Source organism: Acinetobacter sp. ANC 4654 (assembly GCF_002135425.1).
Taxonomy (GTDB): Bacteria; Pseudomonadota; Gammaproteobacteria; order Pseudomonadales; family Moraxellaceae; genus Acinetobacter; species Acinetobacter kyonggiensis.
Genome location: NZ_NEGL01000006.1, coordinates 46,556 through 67,508 on the forward strand (window position 1 = coordinate 46,556; position 20,953 = coordinate 67,508).

Here is a 20,953-nt window from a genome sequence, read left to right on the forward strand (position 1 = left end):
TTAAAAAGGAACAGGATAATAAAACTCCACAAGTTCCTCTGTTTGAGGATGGTAAAAACCCAAGTGTTCCGCATGTAAGCATAGACGGGGAATCAACTGTTGCTGTTCCAGTGTCGCATATAAAGTATCCCCCACTATAGGATGCCCCAGATACTGCATATGTACGCGGAGCTGATGTGAGCGGCCTGTAATAGGGGTAAGTTTGACACGTGTGACCGCCTGCCCTTGAATTTCAAAATGTTCAATGGCTTGCCAATGCGTTAATGCAGGCTTGTTATGATGAATATCGGCAATATGTAATGGCGGATGTTCAGGGTCGTAAACCACAGGTACATCAACTGTACCCTCACCCACCAAATGTCCAGCCACAACAGCTTGATATGTTTTTGATGTTTGACGTTCTTGGAACTGACGGGAAATGGTTTTTTGTCCCCATTTGGTCAAGCCAAAAACCAAAATACCTGAAGTATCACGATCTAAACGGTGAATCAGTAAGGTTTTAGGTTCTATTTTAAGTAATCGGTTGATGACACAATCTTGTAAATCTTCAGTTTTGCCGGGAACGGTGAGTACACCCGCAGGTTTATGGATCACCATAAAATCTTCATCACGATGTATCAGGTGTTCGGTTAGAAAATTACTCAATGTTCAATTCCAAGCTGATCGCGAAAACAAGCCAGCAATAATAGAAAGCTTGCCACAGAATTACAATGCTCAATGCTAGAATTGACGACGGTTTTTCCGATTTTGACTCAAAATTATTTCAATTGGTTGAAAAATAGAATTGGGGGTCTAAACACCCTAGTCAAAATCTGTCCCCGCATAAGAAGAAGCATCAAGAAATCTTTACAGTTAATCTCTGCACCCAGATTGTATCGATTCTATATATATCCCTTACTCAGGCAGATTTGTCAAAAAAGCCTGAATTGCATGTTGCGCAATTTCTGCATCCTGAAAAGATTTGACTCCAGAAATACCCATCGCTCCGACCAATTGCCCTTGATATATAATCGGCTCGCCACCCTCTAACATGCCAAAGAAACTTTCCATGGTCAGAAAACCCATTTGACCATTTTTAATCAGATCTTCAAAGGCTTTTGATGGACGACGGCTAATAGCTGAACATTTGGCTTTTTCTAAACAAAGGTGTGCCGTCATAGGTGAGGCACCATCCATACGCTTCATAGCCAATAAAGAACCTGTTTCATCCACAACAGCAATGCTGACATTAAATGCATGTTGTATTGCATATTGATGGGCGTGATTTAATAGTAACTCAGCATCTTCCAGCATTAAGTAATGTTTGGTTTTCACGTTTATATCCAGATGAGATCATATAACAATAAAAAGCCCGTAGTCCTTCAACCACGAGCTTTATAATCAATCAATTAAGTTGAACGCTCTTTGTTTAAGAAGCGTTCATTTCAGCAAAAGTTTCACGTGCGACTTGAAGAGTAAATTCAATATCTTCATCCGAATGTGCACTCGAGATAAAGCCAGCTTCAAATGCTGATGGGGCAAGGTTTACCCCACGTTTTAACATACCGTGGAAGAATTTACGGAAGGCACCTACATCACATTTCAACATTGAATCAAAACTGGTAATGTCTTCTTGGTCAGTAAAGTACAAACCAAACATCCCGCCCACTTGTTGAGTTTTAAATGCAATACCTGCTTCATCCGCAGCAATTTGTAAACCCGCCAACAATTTGGCTAATTGTGCGGTTAATTTTTCATAGAAACCTTCGACACGTAAATGTTTAAACATTTCAATACCAGCACGCATTGCTAATGGATTACCTGACAATGTCCCCGCCTGATAAACTTTACCCAGTGGTGCAATGCATTCCATCACTTCACGTTTACCACCAAATGCACCGACGGGTAAGCCTGCACCAATAATTTTACCTAAAGTCGTCAAGTCAGGTGTTACGCCATAATGCGCCTGAGCACCACCTAGACCGACACGGAAACCCGTCATTACTTCATCAATAATAAACACTGAACCATGTTCATCACATACATCACGAATTGCTTGTAAGAAACCATCAATGGGTATAACCAAGTTCATGTTACCCGCTACAGGTTCAACAATCACCCCAGCAATTTCATGACCAAATTTAGTAAAGCATTCTTTAAGCATTGCAATATCATTGTATGGAAGGGTTAAAGTATGCTTCGCAAAATCAGCAGGAACACCAGCAGAAGTCGCCTCACCTTCACCATTGGTCAACATACCCGAGCCTGCTTTAACCAAAAGCGAGTCTGAATGACCGTGGTAACAACCTTCAAATTTTACAATTTTGTCACGCCCCGTATAACCACGCGCTAGACGAATGGCAGTCATGGTCGCTTCAGTCCCCGAATTGGTCATACGAACCAATTCAATCGACGGCATAATTTCACAAATAATATCCGCCAAAGTGGTTTCATGCACCGTAGGTGCACCAAAACTTAAACCGTCCACAGCAGCATCTTGAACTGCTTTAATGATGGCTGGATGCGCATGCCCTAAAATCATCGGCCCCCATGAACCCACGTAATCGACATAACGCTTACCATCGACATCGTACAAATACGCACCTTTGGCTTTTTCAATAAATACAGGCGTACCACCCACCCCATTAAAAGCACGTACTGGTGAATTCACCCCACCTGGAATATGTTTACTGGCTTGTTTAAACAATTGTTCTTGCTTTGGAGATAAGCTCATCAATTTACTCAACTAAAAATTCAACTACAAACTAAAAAAACTGCTTAAACCGTCGCACTAAAAAGTTCAGACCACTCATCTAAACGTTCAGGAATATGGTTCATTGGACGACCTAAAATATCACTGATCACCGCGCATAAGTCTGCGCCTGCTGTAATCACAACATCGGAATTTTCAACCGTTAAACCACCAATGGCACAAATCGGTACATTCAACTTGGCTTTTGCTTGCTTTAATGTTTCCAGACCAATATTGCCTGCTTCAGGTTTAGTATCAGTGGCATAAATTGCACCAAATGCCACATAATTTGCACCTTCTGCAATGGCTTGTTCAGCCAGTTCGAGTGAATTATTACAACTACAACCAATCAGTACACCTTGAGGTAATTGTGCGGCAGCATCGGCAATTGAGCCATCATCTTGCCCCAAATGTACACCCACACCATATTTAACTGCCATTTCTAGATCATCATTAATCACAAAAGGAACAGCATATTCAGCACACAAGGCTTTCATATATTCCACTTCGTAAATTTGATCTTCTTTTGTGACTTTCTTACGGCGATATTGCAATACGGCTATGCCACCATTTGCAAAAGCACCTTCCAACTTTGCAAGTAAAACTTCTAAAGGATCATCATTGGTAATAAGATATAAACCGCGCATAAAAAACTGCCAAAATTAAAACTGACTCTATTATATGCACAAGATTAACCAGATTCAGTGCATTTCAGGCAAATACCAATTGATTGCTAACGATATACAGATGAAAAAACTTAGAGAATTGTAATCAATCCCACATTTTCCATCCTGCAACAAGAAATACCTATTTTCAGGGATAGATCGAAGACACATTTAAACGGTTTAATACAACAACAGAATAACCATAAACAAAAAAATAGTAACTTGGAATAAAACAACGAATTGACTTTCTAATGCTTTGTCATAAAACGCGCTTGGGGAAGCGGACAAAGAATTAGAGAGTCAACTATTTTATATAAAAGATGTTTTAATTCAATGCACTACCATAATAAAATATATATCCAAACGATAGAATACTGTAAATCCCCTGTATAAATTTATCCATAAAAAAAGCCCAGAGAAAGGTCGCTCTAGGCTTGGAAAGCTTTAAATTTGTATTTTTGTTTAATCTAAAAGATCAACAATTCAACATATAACTATTAATAGAATATTCATTCTATTTTTGCAAGCCCTAAGCAGTTTAAATTTTTGATCAAAGTGCGACTTGGTTTTCATACCATCATTATTATGATGGCTAAATCATGCTTCCGCGCACTCATTGGCTTGAAATTTTATCCAATGAGCGATCTTTTAAACTTAAATTTCCACGTAATACATCGGAAAACATACGCCAATCTGAAATAAAACTATAGATCGGTTGTTTAAAACTGGCTGGTTTATTTTTCTCAAAAACGAAATGCCCGACCCATGCACAAGCATAGCCCGATAATAAACCATAGATAAAATACTTTGGCTTTCTTTGAAGAATGGCTTTACTCAAAAAATACCCCCCAACACTACTTCCCAATACGTGTAAACGGCGACTCATGATATTTCGATGCTCAGTTAAATAAAATCGATAAAATTCATGATAATTTTGAATAGGAAGCTGAAACTCTGGTTGTGGGTTAAGTTCCAATTTAAGCTCTACGGGTGCATTCATTTTTATCATCCTATTTATTTTTCTTTACGTTAGCGTATTTTCCATACAAACAAAAGTATTCCTGACGATAACTTTTTGTTCATTTCAAATACAATGACTGAAGAATCGCGTCGTCAAGTCTTACATGAAAAATCATTTTCGCTACAATTGAAAGCTTAAAAGAAAGAATACAATTCAAGCGCTATTAAGAATCATTTTTTCATAACGCATTTGTACCGTAAAGATGACGCTTTTTATGTCTAACATAGCGTCAAAAAATTAGGATGAAAGATCATGGTCGAAGTTGAATTAAAATTTCAAATTCCTGAAGCACGACGTAATGCTTTACGCAAAGCATTAGATCCTAAAAAATCAGAAATCATTCAACTTAAAGCAAAATATTATGACACTGAAGAACGCTTACTTTCACAACATGGTGTTGCCTTAAGACAACGACTAGAAGGTACACGTTGGATTCAAACCTTAAAAGCTGCTGGAAAAAGCCATTTACACCGCTTTGAGCACAATTATGACCTTGGTGAACAAGAACAAGCACCAGAGCTTGATTTAACTATTTATAATAACGATGCTGAAGCACAGCAAATCCTCAGCAATGCTTTGGGCAACGCACAAGCGCAGCTTAAATTACAATTTGAAACGGATATTCAGCGCACTTTTCGCGTTCTTCAATTTGAAGAAACCGACATTGAGATCAGCTTAGATGTCGGTGAAGTCCGTACTGAAACTGCACAACGTGAAGTTCATGAAGTTGAATTCGAGCTTAAAGCAGGCCCAATCCAATCCCTTTTAGCCTTTAGTTTTGAATGGGTAAAAAAATACCAACTTTGGTTAGATGTTCGTAGTAAAGCTGAAATAGGTCATCTTTTAGCCACCCATCAAAAAGTCAGTTCGGCAAAATTAGCAAAAGAATTTACTTTAAGTAAAAAAGATTCTGCCAACAAAAACTTACGACTTCTAATTGCTCAACAATTACAACATTTACTGCCAAATATTGCCGCTATTTCAGCGATTGTGGCGGAAAAAGAACATGTTCAACAAGCCCAAATTGCCTTAGATCATTTAAATTTAACGCTATCTTTATTTAAAGATTGGAATGACGCTGTTTCAGATAAATGGGCCATGCAACTGGGTGCATTTAAACAGCAGTTTGATCATTTACAGTATTTGGAACACATGCAAACCACTTTGGGAGCTTTCTTGCAAAACCCCAATACCGCATCCAATCTGACCAAAGATATTTTGTATGCCAAAGAAAAGCTGTCCAATTTAGTTCGCTCAACACAAAACGTACATCACTATTTGGAACTCTTGATGTTTAGTTTAGAGCATGAGGAAAAGCCTCAAACCCATGATTTAAAATGGTTTGCTCAAAACACATTGCAAAATCAATACAAGCAATTACAAGACAGTTTGGCCAGTGCAAATATTGCTGACTTTGAAAGCCTCGATAAATTATCCACTAAAATTCATGAGTTAAAATTTAGCTTCCCTATTTTAACCTCAATTTATGATGTTAAAAATTTGCAAAAATACAGCAAAGCTTTAAATGATGCTCAGCTTGCCGCCAGTGAATATCAAATTCTGGCTTCTTCCGCAGCTTATATTCAACACACTGAACTTGAAGCCAGTGACTGGTTTGTTTTGGGTTGGCTTACCGCGAAACAAGAGGTTTATGCGCAGCATTTACTTGAAGCGACTGAACAATTTTTAGTCAGTCGAAAATTTATTAAGTAAGCCATCAAAAGCGTATTGTCCCCTATTCGCATCATTTTCGATATTTTGGACTATACGCTTGATCTACTTTTTCAGCATAACATGACTACTATTTTATTCAGTCTGGCTTACAATTAAGATAGAACGACATCGATAATAAAATGTCAGGAGTTTTGATATGCTAGAAGTTGAATTAAAATTTCAGATCCCCTCGCAACATCAAAAAAAACTCTATCAATTGTTTTTGGCTAAAAATGCGCAGCCTCGCTCACTATTTGCACAATACTACGACACCCCCGAACGGCATTTAGCCCGACAGCATATTTCATTGCGACAACGCCTTGAAGATACGCACTGGATACAAACCTTAAAAGCATCGAGTGAGCATCATTTAGAACGCTTTGAATTAGAAATTGATTTAGGAGCAGTTGAGCATCCCGCTTTAAATCTCGAAATTTATCAATCACATCCACAGGCAAAAAAAATACTAAAGCATGCTTTAGGCAAACAGGCTAAAAATTTAAGCATGCAATTTGAAACAGATGTAAATCGCCTTGTTTATGTTGTGCATTATAATCATGCAGAAATTGAAGTCAGTTTGGATCGGGGTGAAATTCGTCATGACAAACAGAAACTAGCCATTTATGAGCTTGAATTTGAACTTAAAAAAGGTGCAATCCCCAACTTTATTCAATTTATCCAACCGTGGATTAAACAATATGATTTATGGTTAGATGTAAGAAGTAAAGCACAGCGTGGTGATTGTCTAACCCAAAACCTAAAGACTACAACTGTGCAATTTTCAGCTCCACTGCAACTTAATCGCCAAGACTCTACCGATACCGCATTAAAACAGATTATAAATAATAGCTTACAACATCTATTGCCCAATGCCACAGCCATTGCTTCTGAACACTATACGCATGAACATGTACACCAGACGCGTGTCGCGATCCGCCGCCTAAGAAGTGCTTTACGCATTTTTGGCAATTGGTCAAATGATGTTGATCCAAACTGGCAACAACAACTCACCACACTGTTTCGTCAACTCGGTTCAACACGAGACTATGATGCCTTAAATGAAGGACTCATCCCACGCTTACAACAAGCAGGTGCTCCCTTCACTCAACTTCCCTCCGTTACCGAGGAAAATAATGTTCCCATTGATGCGTCTTTACGTGCTTTAGATGCTGTTCAATTGATGTTGGCGTTACTGCAATTCGTGCATCAACCCACTAAAAAGCAAAAAAAGACGGTCTTAAAAAAAGATATCGCCAAAAAACTCCAGAAATTGCATCAGCAAATTTGCAAGGATGCCGACCAATTTCTAGAACTGGATATTGCGTCACAACATCGCACCCGCAAACGAGTCAAACGCTTGCGTTATTGTGTCGAGTTTATTGCCTCGCTCTATCCAAATAAAGCCGTTAAAAAGTATCTCAAAGACTTAAAACCACTACAAGAAAGTTTAGGACAATATAATGACTTACTTGTCGCTGAAGCACTATTTCAAGGCATTGTTAAACAGAAACAAAAAGTCTGGTTTATACTCGGTTGGATTAGCAATGAAAAACAATACATGCTGCAACAGTCAGAGCAGCATTTAGTAACATTTTCCAAAACGAATACTTTTTGGTCATAAAAGAGAATCAAATATCACCATCAATTAGCGATATTTGCCGAAAATTTTCCATGTATTATTATCAGCCAACGGGTCGCTATAGCTATCGTTACGCTGTTTACGTGGCTTATCTCGTGCATCGACCAATTCAAAGTGTGGCTCTGTACTAAGTACAATACCATTCACATAAAATCGCGTCCGCGTATATTCACTTTGCCCATGCTGAAACACATAGGTACGTAGGTCAATAAATTCACGGTGTGCAACTAAGGCAGCAGTATCATCACTTTCTAACCAAGCTTGCATCGCCTGAATCTGTTCAGCTTCATATTGTCCGCATTTGTCTATTAAACTGGCAATACCTCGAAAAGTCTTCGACTCTTTGGCACGGGTTTTATTAATTCGAATCCGATCCACATGAAAATAAAATAAAGGCAAGTTCAAATGACTGGGTAAGTGAATTGCATCCACCACCTCATCCTGCATAAAAGGTTGAAATAAATCCTGTGCCCTTTCAATAAGTCCTGTCCATTGTCGATAATATTCTTCAACTTCGACCTTGGAACCATAATAAATAGGCAAGCCTTCAACATTGGCTAAATTTACCGGCGGCCAAATATTTTGACGCAATAAGGCGATGTCACTTTTTAAACTTTGTACCGCAATAGCATCTTGCATTACATTATCCATTTTTATACTTAGGCTATTTTTAGATTAAGCCAAAGGTTTAGTTTCTGCAAGCCTTTGCCTATAATATGGCATTAGATCGTTTTTGCAGGAAAAGTTCATGGTTCAAAAGATTGAAGCAACAGATGTAACCGAAGAAGAAGCGTTAAATGCTGCTTTTTTTGAACGTGCTGATGAATTTATTAAACATGCCAATGACTTTTGCCGCATTGAAAAAGGTTCGCAAGTAAAGCCACCGGAAATACGTGGGCAAGTCAGTGCTGCAATGTTATTTGGTACAGCGCGTTTTAATACGTGGGTCGCAGCCAATAACTTTAAAGATGGCAATGAAATGCGTGATGCTAAAGATCAAGTCATGTCTTACATCATGCAACAATTTCAAATGATGCTTGAAGATAACTATGATGAATATTGCGAACAGTTTGAAAACTATCTTCGCTTCCGTCATAACGAAGAATTTCATGCCAATAAGCATGACCATGATCACAAACATTGATCATTCGATTAAAAGCCCTTCAGGGCTTTTTTTAGGTCTTCATTTTTTGGATAAAAGGTCATTCAAAGCAATCATACTTTGCAGTATGGTAAATAGTCAGAACATGCTGAATTAGGGATACATATGCAACAACTAAATTTTGCAATGATTGACGCGCATATTCACCAATGGGATGCTTATCACATGTCCTATTCAGCCGCTTTAGCAGTTAAATTATTGGGTAAGCATCCTTACTTACTAGATAAGCTTGTGCGTCTGGTTAAATCCAATGACCTGATCGAAACGCTTGGGTTAACCAATCACATTACTGCACCTTATTTACCTGAAAACTATCTACAAGATATTGGACATTACCCCGTCGAACAAGTCGTGCATGTTGAAGCCCGTTGGCATAAAAACAAAGGCAAAGGCGTTGTGGCTGAAACCCATTTTATTGAATCTTTATCTTTTAACCAAGAAACGGTAAAACTCGGTGGCATTGTCGCAACAGCAGACCCACGAGACAGTAATTTTAAAAAGATCTTGCAGTTACACCGCAAAGCTTCGCCACGCTTTAAAGGCATTCGTAAAATGGCCGCAGTGCATGAAGATCAAGACATTTATGCTTGGGCAGATGAACCGCACTTATATCGTAATAAAAAATTTCTAAAAGGTTTTGAAACCTTAGCACATTACAACCTCACATTTGATGCTTGGGTATATTCCACCCAATTAAATGATGTGATTGCGTTAGCCAAACAATTTCCTGAAACATCCATTGTGCTGGATCATTTTGGCACACCCGCAGGGCTTTTTGGTCAGGTTGGTACACTGACGGGACTGACTAAAATTGCCCGTGAAAATATTTTATTTCGTTGGCAGGAAGATATGGCTGAGCTTGCCTTATGTCCAAACGTCTATACTAAAATGTCAGGTTTATTTATGCCTGTATTGGGTCATCAATTTCACAAGCAAGGTCGCGTAGCCAGTAAACAAGAAGTTTATGATTTAGCCATGCCACTCATTACTCACGTGCTGAAAAGCTTTGGTCCTTATCGAGTCATGTTTGCTTCTAATTTCCCGATGGATCGGGTGAGTACATCATTGGTGAATATTATTGATGCTTTTAGTGATGCCGTGGTGGCTTATGATCCAAATGCATTACAACAAGTTTTTCATCACACTGCCAAGCAGTTTTATTCGTTATAAAAAAGAACCTCCCTTTAATAAAGATAATACCAGTCAGTTAAGGGTTTTAGAAATAAAGTCCTTAGCTTTTTAGTTATTCACGACGGAGTCTTATATTTTTAAATCAAATACTTGGAGTTCATCTATTACTTTGGATAAGCCTAAATGAGAAGCAGAGCTTCGCAAGAAAGGCATCTTACGGCGCAGTGCGCCTCACCGCAAAACTCGCTAAATACATTTTATTGATTAATTAATCGCAGAAACCTTACCATTTTTAAAATGGTTTTGCCTCGAACAGTTGCGGATGACGTTTCCGCGTATCGAATAACATCATGAATTTAGAATAAAAAAACCAGTCAATTTCTTAACTGACTGGCATTACTTTAATCAAGGGAGGTTTATAAGGATGAAGACCACGCACTTTTTTAAGTTTGATGGTCTTAACACAAAGGAAAGATAAAATTACTTTTCTGCTTTACCATATTGGTCAGCCATGACTTCCACGAATTGATCCAGCTTGATATATTTCTGAATGACGGCATCGACATCGGCTTTCGTTAATTTTGCCAATGCTTGATCACGTTTTTCACGGAACAATAAATCTCGATGATGTTCAAGTTGTGGCATTAACATACGATGAATATTACGTTCATCTTCCAAAGCGGTGACTCGTTTTTTCAAGATATTGGCTTTGGCAGCCTCCAACTCTTGCTCGGTCACACCTTTGCTTAGCAAATTATTGAGAACTTTATGCACGCTCTGTGAAACTTGTGCCGACTTACCTGCTGTATAATTGGCTTCAATGGTTAAAGCACCTGAATCAATCCAATCATCTAAGTCTAAACTACTGCCAAAACCATACACCAAAGCATTTTTTTCACGCAGTTCTTGTGCAAGATGTGAAGAAAGTTGTGAGTCGCCCAAAATATAACTAAACACCATTAAAGCTGGTGTATCAGGATGATCCGCACCGACAGGGAAAGTCAAAATAGATTGGTAATTGCCAAATTCACGTTGTTCCGATAAAGCATGTACCTTCTGTGCAGGATAAACTTGATAATCTGAACTGAGTCGTTGATATGGCAATTGCGCTTTCCAACTGCCAAATTCCTTTTGCAAGATTTTGAGCATCGTTTTGGCTTGGTAATCGCCAGTAATCGCAATTTGTGCATGATTGCTAACAAAGAAGTTCTGATACAACGTCTTCACTTGCTCAACTGTTGCAGCCTTAATCTGCTGCTTTGCCAGATCAGGTTCAAAATGGTAACGTAAATCCCCCGGTTGATAGGTCTCTAACAAACGTGTCATGGTCAGCGCAGCCACTGTTTCTGGCTCGGTATAAGGTCGATCTAAAGCAGATAAACTTTGTGATTTAATCAAATCAAATTGTGATTGTTCAAACTTCGGTTTTTTCAAAACGTCTAATATAAATTTAAAGTAGTCTTCGAACTTTTCTTTTTTCGCAACAATTTGAATGGTAATACTATTGCCTGCTGCATTTGCAGCCGCACCACCACCCGCTTCAATGGATTTATCGGCAATATCTTGCAAGCTATATTGATCTGAACCACGTAATAATAAATACGCCATCAAATCTAAAGTTTCACCTTGATTAAACAATGATTTTTCAGTACCAAAATCAATCGAAATCGTGGCATAAGTTTTATCATCACGTGTCGATGTTGGATATAAAGCGTAAGCAATACCATTCTTCAATGTACCACGCTGAATTTTCTTTTCAGTATTGACTAAGGACTGCTTAGAGGCTTTAACATAGTCAGCAACCTCCTGCTGGTAGATACGACTATCTTTCAGTGGCTCTGCTTGAATATCAGTTTGCGCTAAGGTTTTAGCGGGTTCAGCTGCTTGCTTTTGCTTTAATGCTTTTTTCTGCTCTTCAGGTGTCGGTTGAATATCGCCTGAAATACGATGTTGTGGGACTAAAAACTGGGTTAGGGTTTGATTAACATCGGCCAGTTTAAGTTTTTTGACATTTTCCAAATCGGTAAAATACTGCGACCAATCGCCCTGATAAGACACATAATAATCACTCAAACGCCCGCCCAATGCTGCGGCATTGCTTAATACGCTATCAGACTGATTTTGAATCAGGTTTTTTACCCGATTAAGTTCAGTTTCATTGAAGGGTTGATTTTTCTCTACCCCTGAAATTAATGCCGATTCAACTTTCTTAGCATCATGATTAGGTGCATAAATTGCACCGATAAAAACCAAATTAAAGTCTTGATCCAACCATGTCGTTGATTGAACTGCTGTACTTAAACCTGTTTCCACGATACTTTGATAAAGGTGCCCACTCGGCTGCATCGTATATAAATAGGGTGCTAAGGCAAGTTCAGGTTTGATTTTTTCATTTTTACCATTCAAATAAATATTGAATTTCGCCAAATCACTGCCCTTTTGCACCAGAAAATTGCGCTGTTTCATTTTAGATGAATCAAGCACTGGAACTTTAGTCTGTGCTGGAACTTGGCGTGCTGCAATTGGACTGAACTTTTGATCAATCTGTTTTAGAACTTCAGCTTTATCAAATTTACCTGAAATCACCATGACGGCATTGTTAGGTGCATACCATGTGCGATAAAACTTATTCAGCTCATCCATTTTAATGGATTGTAATTCGTTTAAATCACCAATCGGTAAGCGCCCTAAATATTGATTACCATAAGCCGACTTCCACATTTGATCCATCATTACAGAAAAAGGTTGATCCATACGAACTTCACGTTCACGTTTCACAATCGAAATTTCTGAAGGGACAAATTTTTCTTGCAGAACCAATTTATCCATCCGCTCAGCTTCAAGATGAATCACTTCATTAATCACATTCTGTTCTGGGCGAATGACATTGGTATATTTAGTCGAATAATAATCCGTACTGGCATTGGTCATTAACGTATATTGATCCAGACGGCGTTGAAACTCTTCGCCTTTAATATTCTGTGTCCCTTTAAACGCTAAATGTTCCAATAAATGCGCTAAACCGCCTTTACCCTGCGGATCGTTCAATGAACCCGTTAAATAAACCGTATTCATAAACACTTTATTTTCTTTATTATTTTGCGCAAGAATCACACGAAAACCATTCTCTAATTTATATTCCTCAATCTTTTGTTGAGATTTAACCAAAATCGGTTGTGACCAAGCAGTGGCACTTAAGCCTACTAATAATAAGGAGATGGTAAGTTGTTTAAACCGCATTAACATAATTATCCTAATTTATTCAATCGTATGAATTTTTATAACCCTGACATCTTAGGAAATGATTTTTAGTTTTAATAGTGGTTTTTTGAAAAAAATAGTCGTTTATTGCAACGACTTTGTCGCTCATCTTGATTAGTGTCTGATGTTACGCAGCCGCTTAAATCTGCCAGACTAAATTATAGAAAAAATTAATTCCGCGGACAGGTGGCATGGATGCCACCCGTTGGGCTGGCGTACAAGGATGTTCGCTCAGACCAACAAAAGATTTTTGTCTACTTTTGACCTTTCAAAAGTAGAAATAATGCCTATATAAAGGTCATTTAAACTTTGCAATACATATAAGGCAGTGCAACCAGCCCTTTAATGAGTGCAGTGCGTAAAATCAGTGAGTATTTTACAAATACAATTCTGCCTGCATATACAATTTTGCATAACCTGAAATTTCAATACGTTCATTTTCAAGCACCACACAATACAACTCACCTCCACGCTGTGAGGCTTGATACGCCAAAATTTGACTCTTACCTAACTTTTCAGCCCAAAGCGGTGCAATCGCGGTATGAATTGAACCTGTAACTGGATCTTCATTAATACCATTGGCTGGGGCAAAATAACGCGAAATACAATCATATTGCTCAGCTTGCGCCGTTAAAGCCAAATCAACCCATGTTCCTTGTGCTGTAATTGCCGTGCGAATTTTCCCCAATTGTTTTAACAGTTCTAAATTTGGCGTTTCATCTATGACATGTTGTGGATTTTCATATTCCACAATATAAGCTTGGCTATTCAAATACACATTTTTAAATGGCTTGCTTAAAGCTTGATCGAGTATTTCAGGGTAGTCTGTAATCTTCTCTGCACGGCGAATTGGAAAATTCATTTTGATTTTGCCATCTGCCTCTTGACTGACCACAAAAATACCCAAATTTTTCACATGAAATTGAATTACTTTAGCCGAGGTAAAATCCTTAAACAGTACAAAGCTGCTGGCCAAAGTCGCATGTCCACAAAAATCGACTTCTGTTGTTGGAGTAAACCAACGAATTTCATAATTTTCTGTATCAATGACTTTTACAAATGCCGTTTCAGACAAATTATTTTCCAAAGCCAAATTTTGCATCAATGCTTCATCCAACCATTGTTCGGTCACAATCACCGCGGCTGGATTGCCTTTAAATAACGCATTGGTAAAAGCATCGACCTGATACATTTTCATATTCATTGACCTTACTGTATTTTTTCATCATTTTACGCAACCCATCACCTCAAAACAGCGACAGATTTTAAAAAATAATTGATACAGATTATTTTGAATAAAAAAAAGCCAATAGATTACTATTGGCTTTACATAAACGCATCATATGGACACGCCAAGCAAAACTGATGATTTAAATTTCTTTTAAATCGGCTGCGTCTTGTTCAAATATTGATTTATCTGTTTGACCTAACAACTGACTCGTGACCATACCTGCCGTCATAGATCCATCCACATTCAATGCCGTACGCCCCATATCAATTAACGGTTCAATTGAAATCAGCAATGCCACCAATGTCACGGGTAAACCGAGCATAGGCAACACAATCAGTGCCGCAAATGTTGCACCACCACCGACACCCGCAACGCCAACGGAACTTAAAGTCACCACACAAACTAAGGTAATCATCCAAATCGGATCAAAAGGATTAATCCCCACCGTTGGAGCAACCATCACTGCCAACATGGCAGGATATAAGCCTGCACAACCATTTTGCCCAATTGTAGTTCCAAAAGATGCTGAAAAACTCGCAATCGACTCTGGCACACCTAAACGTCTAGTTTGCGCTTCAATATTTAAAGGAATACTCGCAGCACTTGAACGACTGGTAAATGCAAAGCTCAGTACTGGCCAAACCTTTTTAAAGAACTGAATCGGATTCACACCTGTAAGCAATAGAATGACCGCATGTACAGCAAACATAATGGCTAAGCCCGCATAGGATGCCACTAAGAAACCGCCTAAATTTAGAATATCTGCCATTTTAGAGCTAACAACGACTTTTGCCATCAGTGCAAAAACACCATAAGGTGTCAAGGTCATAATTAAACGTACCAACTTCATGACCCAAGCTTGTAGAACCTGTATCGCAGCCAGTACTTTTTGACCTTTTTCAGGATCGGTTTTAATCAAGTTTAAACCAGCCATGCCTAAAAGCACCGCAAAAATAACCACACTAATAATTGAGGTCGGATGAGCACCTGTCAGTTCTGCAAAGGGATTACTCGGAATAAATGATAAAAATAAATCAGGTATATTTAGGTCGGATACTTTATCTGCATAGTCCGTTTGAATCGTATTGAGTCGTTCTGTTTCAGCAGTCCCTTGAACCAAGCCAATCGCACTTAATCCAAATAAGTGGGTCACTAAAATACCCACCGAAGCAGCTATTGCCGTAGTAAACAATAGCGTCCCAATGCTGAGGAAACTAATTTTTCCCAATGACCCTGCATCATGTAATCGAATGACTGCGCCCAAGATCGAGACGAAAACCAAAGGCATAACAACCATTTGTAAAAGTTTTACATAACCATTACCAATCAAATTAAACCATTGAGTGGTGTCTTTCAATATAGATGAGTTTTCACCATAGATGAGGTGCAAAACCAAACCAAAAGCGACACCTAAACATAAACCGACTAAAACTTTTTTCGCTAAGCTCCAGTCTGTTTTTCGTGTTTGGGTTAATAAAAGTAATAAGACAAAAAATGCGATAACATTCAATATCAAGGGTATATTCATATTTCTTCCCTTAGGATAATCTGTCTCTATTATAAAGCAAAACTTAATGCTGCTTTTAACACCTTAATATCCTTCGTACATTTATTCGTCTCAATGAATTAAAAATTCAGCTTTTAGCATGACCACCATTGCTTATGCAAAAAATCAAAGCCGTTATGATCAATAATCTATAACAATAAAGTTCATACAGCTTTATTAAGTTTTCATCAAATCATGAGTAGACACTTTAAATAGCCGAGCCGAAACTTCACAGCTTTTATCAAGTTTTAGACTCTCAACTCAGACTAGGCAATCGACTTGAATATTATGTTTTTGCGCTCTACGACTAGAAAAAAATCGACTTTAACGATAGCTTATTCATATCTATCTTACGGGTCTTGTATCTCATGACTTTTCAAATTCATATGATTGATGTCAAAAACCAATTACAAAACTATATTTGGTTATTAGAGCATCAACCAAGTAAGGATGTTGTTGCGATTGACCCAACCGAAGCACATTTAGTGGAAGCTTACTGTACGGAAAATAACTTAAACTTAACGCAAATTTGGCTCACACATTGGCATAAAGACCATACTGGTGGCGTACCAGAGCTGTTACTTAATCGCAATATTCCAGTTTATGGCCCACGTGAAGAATTAACGAAAGTTCCCTTTATTACTCACCCGCTACAAGACCAAGCACAAATTAAATTTCATGATTTGGACGTTGAGATTATTGCAGTGCCGGGTCACACATTGGGTCATATTGTCTATTTTATCGAAGCTTTAGAACTTGTTTTTTGCGGTGATACACTCTTTGCAATGGGATGTGGTCGGGTCTTTGAAGGGACATACGAGCAAATGTATCATTCGCTCAATCGTTTGGCTGCTCTACCTGCGCGTACAAAAGTTTACTGCACTCATGAATACACCCTTGCAAATGCAAAATTTGCATTGCATGTAGAACCAGACAATTTAGCGATTCAACAGCGCTTTGATGAAGTTGAAGCTAAGCGCATGCTCAGTCAATGTACACTCCCCAGTACGATTGAATTAGAATTAGAAACCAACCCATTTTTAAGAGTCGAGAATGTGGAAGAATTCCAATGGCTAAGAGAGTTAAAAGATAACTTTTAAATTTGGCTGATAAAATTTGATACGTCTAAGCATGAGCGTCTAGCTCAAGTTGAATCAGCAATCTTTATGTCCCAACATGGCAGCAATAAGAACTAAATCTTGTTGCTGCATCTTTTGAATTTGACTCAATACATTCTACCGCTGTAATCGATCTCATCACCTTACCAAAGTATCAGCATTAAGCAGCCATATCGTGTTCAAAGCTCATTTAAGATGATTTAGGCACATCCAAGCTACGTGCAAAACGACTCAATCAAATGAGTTTTAGTACTTCTACTGCACATTTAGAACAATAGTCAGCCAAAGTCCGACAAAAATTATTGAGTAATGCTTTAAAAATTGTGTATAAATATTTCCATTATTTTACAACACATACAATTACCAATAAAACTAATATAAATCAGTTCAATACAACCCAAACAATCAGCCAGAATGCTATCTTATATTTAACTTTTAGTGCAAATTTTAACGATTATTTACGCTATTTTTGTATAAAAAACCAACCAAATAATTTTTTTCTAAAAAACAGCACAAATCTCCCCTTTAAAAAAAACCACTTCACCCCTATTAATTATGGAGTGCCCACAAGGTATTTAATATAGACAAGGAGTTCTCTCGTGAAGAAAGTTGTGAAAGCAAAAAATTTAATTGCATTTCGTATTTGGTTAGAAAAATTAGGCTATTCAGTAAAATCATTAACCGACAATCGCGGATTTACTTTTAGCTTTAAAAAAGAATATGGTCTTGTGACGTGTGATTTAGCGGGGAATTCACTTGCAATGCAACTGGGTGAAGAATTTGAAGATCATTTAAAAGCTTAAAGACGAGTTCACTTTTAGATCGAGATAAAAAGAATAACGTATTGCAATATATTAAAAGCCCTATTTAGGGCTTTTTATTTCACTTTGCATTATATACAGGCAATAAAAAAGCAAGGTCAATAACCTTGCTTTCATATGATGGTGGGGACGGAGAGACTCGAACTCTCACACCTTGCGGCGCTGGAACCTAAATCCAGTGCGTCTACCAATTTCGCCACGTCCCCATCAGGGTACCAACATCTTGTTGGATTTTTAAAAAACTTGGCAGAGGATCAAGGACTCGAACCTTGACGAACGGTTTTGGAGACCGTCATGCTACCATTACACCAATCCTCTATAGCCTTACTATCAAACAAGTTTGATAATAATTGGTGGGGACGGAGAGACTCGAACTCTCACACCTTGCGGCGCTGGAACCTAAATCCAGTGCGTCTACCAATTTCGCCACGTCCCCAATGGCTGTGTATATTATAGAGATCGATTCATGATGACAAGACCTTTTTATGAAAAATCTATTTGTTTGTTTAAATAAAAAACAAAAACAGTTTTTCTGTATTTTTCTTAAACAATTTCAGTCATTAAGCACTGTTTTAGCGTGTAAATATTGGCAAATCTGTATTCTTTTTGCTTCGCCAGCATTCCATCTAAAAGCCTTTTAAACAGTAAAAAATGTTCTGGAAGTTCAATCGTTAACCTTTGACAGTGCAAATAAGCCCACTCTTGATAATTTTTTGCAGTCAGACGCTGCCCTGTAAGCCATTCATAAATAATGACGCCTAATGCATAAATATCGGTTTGAACGGTTTTTTCCGCACCATGAAAAAGTTCAGGTGCCATATAACGTGGCGTTGCAGTTAAGCTTTGCAATACGATCTGTGAATTAATTTCTTGTACATGTTCAAAATCAATCAAGCACACTTTTTGTTGATACTGAACCAAATGCTCTCTTTTTAAATCAGCATGAATCCAACCGAATTGATGTAATTGATCAACGGCATTGAGTACCTGTAATAGTATTTTTTGCATCTCTTGAATCGACAGAGCAGAACAATCATGAAGTAATACATCTGCATGCCTTACAATCAAGGCAGCTCTCCCCGACACGTGTTGCTCAGCCAAAATGTTGACATCAGGCATAATTTGAAAGGGTAACAAAAAATCTGTACAGCTTTGTTGTTCTATACATTGTTGATAAAAAGCCAATTCATTTAAAAATCCAGCTTCATAATATGGATTCACATTCGGTGCTTGGGTTTTCAACCAATACTGTTGCTGCTCATATTCAAATGCATATAAAGCACGCCCAAAAGCTAAACTTGTAGACTTGGTCTGTAACGTTAAATTTAAACGATAAATATCTTCAGCATTAAACTGCAATAAATTCTGCGGCTTTTTGCTCTGGATCCTGTTGATAATTTAAAAGCTCCAAACAATGTTGAATGGTTTTACCTACGCGGGCATGCGTTTCAATGGATGACATTTTAGGCCATGTCGCCTGCTCACCCTCACGCTGTAATAATTTAAACAAATATGGACGTGGGTTTTGCAACATATAAGTATAGTGCCGCGAACTATAATTACCCACAATATTCAAATCACCATAATAGCCTTGGTCTACCACGCCATAGCCATGATCGAGCAAGCGTCGTATCGGTGGGATTTTTCCAACTCGACCACGGGCAAAGTCCATAATTCCTTTGGTAATGACCTTGCCCTGACGACGAATAATCCGTTCTGGCCAACTTAACATATCTTTGCGATAGCGCTCTGCATCACTTTGCATAAATGGCACAATATGTGGATTCACCTGACTGGCAATGGTGTAATTTAAATTATACAAGCGTGCCATTTTCTCTTGAGGAAAATCACTACGTACACTGCCATCGACCCAACGCGTGGATGCCATGTATGGCGTTAATTCACCATCGTAGCGTTTACTGGTGAGTCTAACTGGCGGAAATAATATCGGGACTGCACAAGACGCTAAAACAGCACTCCAGACCAACAAATCTGGTGATGTGTAGGCATTCATAATCCGCGCTTCTTGCGAAGCATCATAAGGGGCTACAGCCACATTGATGTGCAAACCAGAAATTTTAAATGCTTCTTCAAAAGTAATATCACCTAAATTTTCCACAAGGAATTTTTTTAGGTATTTCACATCTGCAAGACCACCATTACCCTTTAAAAGCTCACTAAATTTACGAAAATGGAAAGCTTCACTAAAAAAGTTTTCACCATTTAAACGCGCTGAAATTTCTGAGGGTTTTGAAGTCCCTAGCATTGCCGTCATAATAGCCCCTGCACTCGAACCCGATAACACCTTGGGCATCAAATCTTGCTCAAGCAAAGCCTTACATACTCCCGTATGAAACAAGCCTAAGGTTGCGCCTCCTGAAAACATTAAGGCAGGTTGCCCATATGCTTTTTTACAATGCTGAAAAAAATCAATTTTTTCTGACAAGGACAAACACTGACAAGCAGTTGAAGCAATATAAGCCAGACTTTCACTAACTTCTTCCACATAATCTTCAATAATTTTTTTAGTTCCCGTATATGTCGCAGTAAACAACATGGGATGAGCAATATTCGCAATATCGTAGGTTAAACCTTCACGTAATATATACATCAGATCACGGGTACGTTTTTGGAAACGATAGCGTTTTAATAAAACTAATCGATGGGCAATAATTTCAGCATCAAAATAAGGTGAACAGTTATCAAATTTCCATTCTTGCGCGCCAGATTCTTCATCTATTTTCAGCGCGATACTTTGCCATTCTTCATATGATTCGGCTGTTCCAAGTTGGCTTTTTAATTTTTTTATTCGATACGCTTGATGTGGATTAATATCTTGTGTGAAATCTTTAAATAACATACCTATCCCTCAAACATTTTCATCCCCTATCCATGATAGGGCATCAAGCATGAC

General features: G+C 38.2%; 17 protein-coding genes and 3 tRNA genes. 6 read left to right on the top strand and 14 right to left on the bottom strand.

What is annotated here, in order from left to right; translation table 11 throughout:
- From B9T24_RS10210 to B9T24_RS10230, 5 genes are all read right to left on the bottom strand, one after another.
- A complete protein-coding gene (locus tag B9T24_RS10210; RefSeq protein ID WP_171264890.1) occupies positions 1-645 on the bottom strand; it encodes an RluA family pseudouridine synthase in 645 nt (214 codons plus the stop codon).
- A 249-nt stretch (positions 646-894) separates the two neighbouring features.
- A complete protein-coding gene (locus tag B9T24_RS10215) occupies positions 895-1,314 on the bottom strand; it encodes a GlcG/HbpS family heme-binding protein (protein ID WP_086165673.1) in 420 nt (139 codons plus the stop codon).
- Between the two features lie 94 nt (positions 1,315-1,408).
- The gene (gene hemL, locus B9T24_RS10220) at positions 1,409-2,713 is read right to left on the bottom strand and encodes a glutamate-1-semialdehyde 2,1-aminomutase (protein WP_086165674.1); all 1,305 of its coding nucleotides are present in this window, start codon (positions 2,711-2,713) and stop codon (positions 1,409-1,411) included.
- Between the two features lie 44 nt (positions 2,714-2,757).
- Positions 2,758-3,378 (bottom strand): thiamine phosphate synthase, encoded by a 621-nt coding sequence (gene thiE / locus B9T24_RS10225; protein WP_086165675.1) that lies wholly within the window; start codon positions 3,376-3,378, stop codon positions 2,758-2,760.
- Between the two features lie 631 nt (positions 3,379-4,009).
- Entirely contained in the window at positions 4,010-4,396 is a 387-nt protein-coding gene (locus B9T24_RS10230; protein WP_086165676.1) for a DUF962 domain-containing protein, read from the bottom strand.
- 273 nt (positions 4,397-4,669) lie between these two features.
- Here B9T24_RS10230 and B9T24_RS10235 point away from each other — a divergent pair, with 273 nt between their 5' ends.
- Both B9T24_RS10235 and B9T24_RS10240 read left to right on the top strand, forming a co-directional pair.
- Complete coding sequence (locus B9T24_RS10235) at positions 4,670-6,130, top strand: inorganic triphosphatase (protein ID WP_086165677.1); 1,461 nt, start codon at positions 4,670-4,672, stop codon at positions 6,128-6,130.
- Between the two features lie 157 nt (positions 6,131-6,287).
- Complete coding sequence (locus B9T24_RS10240) at positions 6,288-7,751, top strand: CHAD domain-containing protein (RefSeq protein ID WP_086165678.1); 1,464 nt, start codon at positions 6,288-6,290, stop codon at positions 7,749-7,751.
- A 24-nt stretch (positions 7,752-7,775) separates the two neighbouring features.
- On the opposite strand, the gene B9T24_RS10245 is transcribed toward B9T24_RS10240, so the two are convergent.
- A complete protein-coding gene (locus tag B9T24_RS10245) occupies positions 7,776-8,408 on the bottom strand; it encodes a hypothetical protein (protein WP_086165679.1) in 633 nt (210 codons plus the stop codon).
- 109 nt (positions 8,409-8,517) lie between these two features.
- Here B9T24_RS10245 and B9T24_RS10250 point away from each other — a divergent pair, with 109 nt between their 5' ends.
- Positions 8,518-8,913, top strand: coding sequence for a DUF3144 domain-containing protein (locus tag B9T24_RS10250; RefSeq protein ID WP_004648676.1), 396 nt, complete (start codon positions 8,518-8,520; stop codon positions 8,911-8,913).
- 123 nt (positions 8,914-9,036) lie between these two features.
- Positions 9,037-10,101 (top strand): amidohydrolase family protein, encoded by a 1,065-nt coding sequence (locus B9T24_RS10255; RefSeq protein ID WP_086165680.1) that lies wholly within the window; start codon positions 9,037-9,039, stop codon positions 10,099-10,101.
- Between the two features lie 441 nt (positions 10,102-10,542).
- Here B9T24_RS10255 and B9T24_RS10260 read toward each other — a convergent pair whose 3' ends face one another.
- The 3 genes from B9T24_RS10260 to B9T24_RS10270 all read right to left on the bottom strand — a co-directional run bounded on the left by B9T24_RS10260 (position 10,543) and on the right by B9T24_RS10270 (position 16,082).
- Positions 10,543-13,308 carry a M16 family metallopeptidase gene (locus tag B9T24_RS10260; RefSeq protein ID WP_086165681.1) on the bottom strand — a complete coding sequence of 922 codons (2,766 nt, stop codon included), beginning with the start codon at positions 13,306-13,308 and terminating at the stop codon, positions 10,543-10,545.
- A 391-nt stretch (positions 13,309-13,699) separates the two neighbouring features.
- Positions 13,700-14,521, bottom strand: a complete 822-nt coding sequence (locus B9T24_RS10265; RefSeq protein WP_086165682.1) for a PhzF family phenazine biosynthesis protein — start codon at positions 14,519-14,521, stop codon at positions 13,700-13,702.
- Between the two features lie 172 nt (positions 14,522-14,693).
- A complete protein-coding gene (locus B9T24_RS10270; protein ID WP_086165683.1) occupies positions 14,694-16,082 on the bottom strand; it encodes an L-cystine transporter in 1,389 nt (462 codons plus the stop codon).
- Between the two features lie 386 nt (positions 16,083-16,468).
- Between B9T24_RS10270 and gloB the strand changes: the two genes are divergently transcribed.
- Together gloB and B9T24_RS10280 are read left to right on the top strand one after the other, a co-directional pair.
- Positions 16,469-17,200, top strand: coding sequence for a hydroxyacylglutathione hydrolase (gene gloB, locus B9T24_RS10275; protein ID WP_086165684.1), 732 nt, complete (start codon positions 16,469-16,471; stop codon positions 17,198-17,200).
- 617 nt (positions 17,201-17,817) lie between these two features.
- Positions 17,818-18,021 carry a hypothetical protein gene (locus B9T24_RS10280; protein WP_004648669.1) on the top strand — a complete coding sequence of 68 codons (204 nt, stop codon included), beginning with the start codon at positions 17,818-17,820 and terminating at the stop codon, positions 18,019-18,021.
- 139 nt (positions 18,022-18,160) lie between these two features.
- Here B9T24_RS10280 and B9T24_RS10285 read toward each other — a convergent pair.
- From B9T24_RS10285 to B9T24_RS10305, 5 genes are all read right to left on the bottom strand, one after another.
- Positions 18,161-18,245: transfer RNA gene (locus tag B9T24_RS10285), tRNA-Leu, on the bottom strand.
- Between the two features lie 38 nt (positions 18,246-18,283).
- Positions 18,284-18,357: transfer RNA gene (locus tag B9T24_RS10290), tRNA-Trp, on the bottom strand.
- Between the two features lie 33 nt (positions 18,358-18,390).
- Positions 18,391-18,475, bottom strand: a tRNA-Leu gene (locus tag B9T24_RS10295).
- A gap of 107 nt (positions 18,476-18,582) precedes the next feature.
- Complete coding sequence (locus tag B9T24_RS10300; protein ID WP_228145705.1) at positions 18,583-19,398, bottom strand: serine/threonine protein kinase; 816 nt, start codon at positions 19,396-19,398, stop codon at positions 18,583-18,585.
- Entirely contained in the window at positions 19,388-20,899 is a 1,512-nt protein-coding gene (locus tag B9T24_RS10305; protein ID WP_086165686.1) for a DUF3336 domain-containing protein, read from the bottom strand. The genes B9T24_RS10300 and B9T24_RS10305 overlap by 11 nt, the downstream gene beginning before the upstream one ends.
- Between the last annotated feature and the right edge of the window lie 54 nt (positions 20,900-20,953).

Bases quoted from the DNA above. Each gene is read 5' to 3' on its own strand.
- B9T24_RS10235 (WP_086165677.1), top strand. From the start codon at position 4,670: ATGGTCGAAGTTGAATTAAAATTTCAAATTCCTGAAGCACGACGTAAT.
- B9T24_RS10270 (WP_086165683.1), bottom strand. From the start codon at position 16,082: ATGAATATACCCTTGATATTGAATGTTATCGCATTTTTTGTCTTATTA.
- B9T24_RS10240 (WP_086165678.1), top strand. From the start codon at position 6,288: ATGCTAGAAGTTGAATTAAAATTTCAGATCCCCTCGCAACATCAAAAA.
- gloB (WP_086165684.1), top strand. From the start codon at position 16,469: ATGACTTTTCAAATTCATATGATTGATGTCAAAAACCAATTACAAAAC.
- hemL (WP_086165674.1), bottom strand. From the start codon at position 2,713: ATGAGCTTATCTCCAAAGCAAGAACAATTGTTTAAACAAGCCAGTAAA.
- B9T24_RS10245 (WP_086165679.1), bottom strand. From the start codon at position 8,408: ATGCAAGATGCTATTGCGGTACAAAGTTTAAAAAGTGACATCGCCTTA.
- B9T24_RS10255 (WP_086165680.1), top strand. From the start codon at position 9,037: ATGCAACAACTAAATTTTGCAATGATTGACGCGCATATTCACCAATGG.
- B9T24_RS10250 (WP_004648676.1), top strand. From the start codon at position 8,518: ATGGTTCAAAAGATTGAAGCAACAGATGTAACCGAAGAAGAAGCGTTA.
- B9T24_RS10230 (WP_086165676.1), bottom strand. From the start codon at position 4,396: ATGAATGCACCCGTAGAGCTTAAATTGGAACTTAACCCACAACCAGAG.
- thiE (WP_086165675.1), bottom strand. From the start codon at position 3,378: ATGCGCGGTTTATATCTTATTACCAATGATGATCCTTTAGAAGTTTTA.
- B9T24_RS10305 (WP_086165686.1), bottom strand. From the start codon at position 20,899: ATGTTATTTAAAGATTTCACACAAGATATTAATCCACATCAAGCGTAT.
- B9T24_RS10260 (WP_086165681.1), bottom strand. From the start codon at position 13,308: ATGTTAATGCGGTTTAAACAACTTACCATCTCCTTATTATTAGTAGGC.
- B9T24_RS10265 (WP_086165682.1), bottom strand. From the start codon at position 14,521: ATGAAAATGTATCAGGTCGATGCTTTTACCAATGCGTTATTTAAAGGC.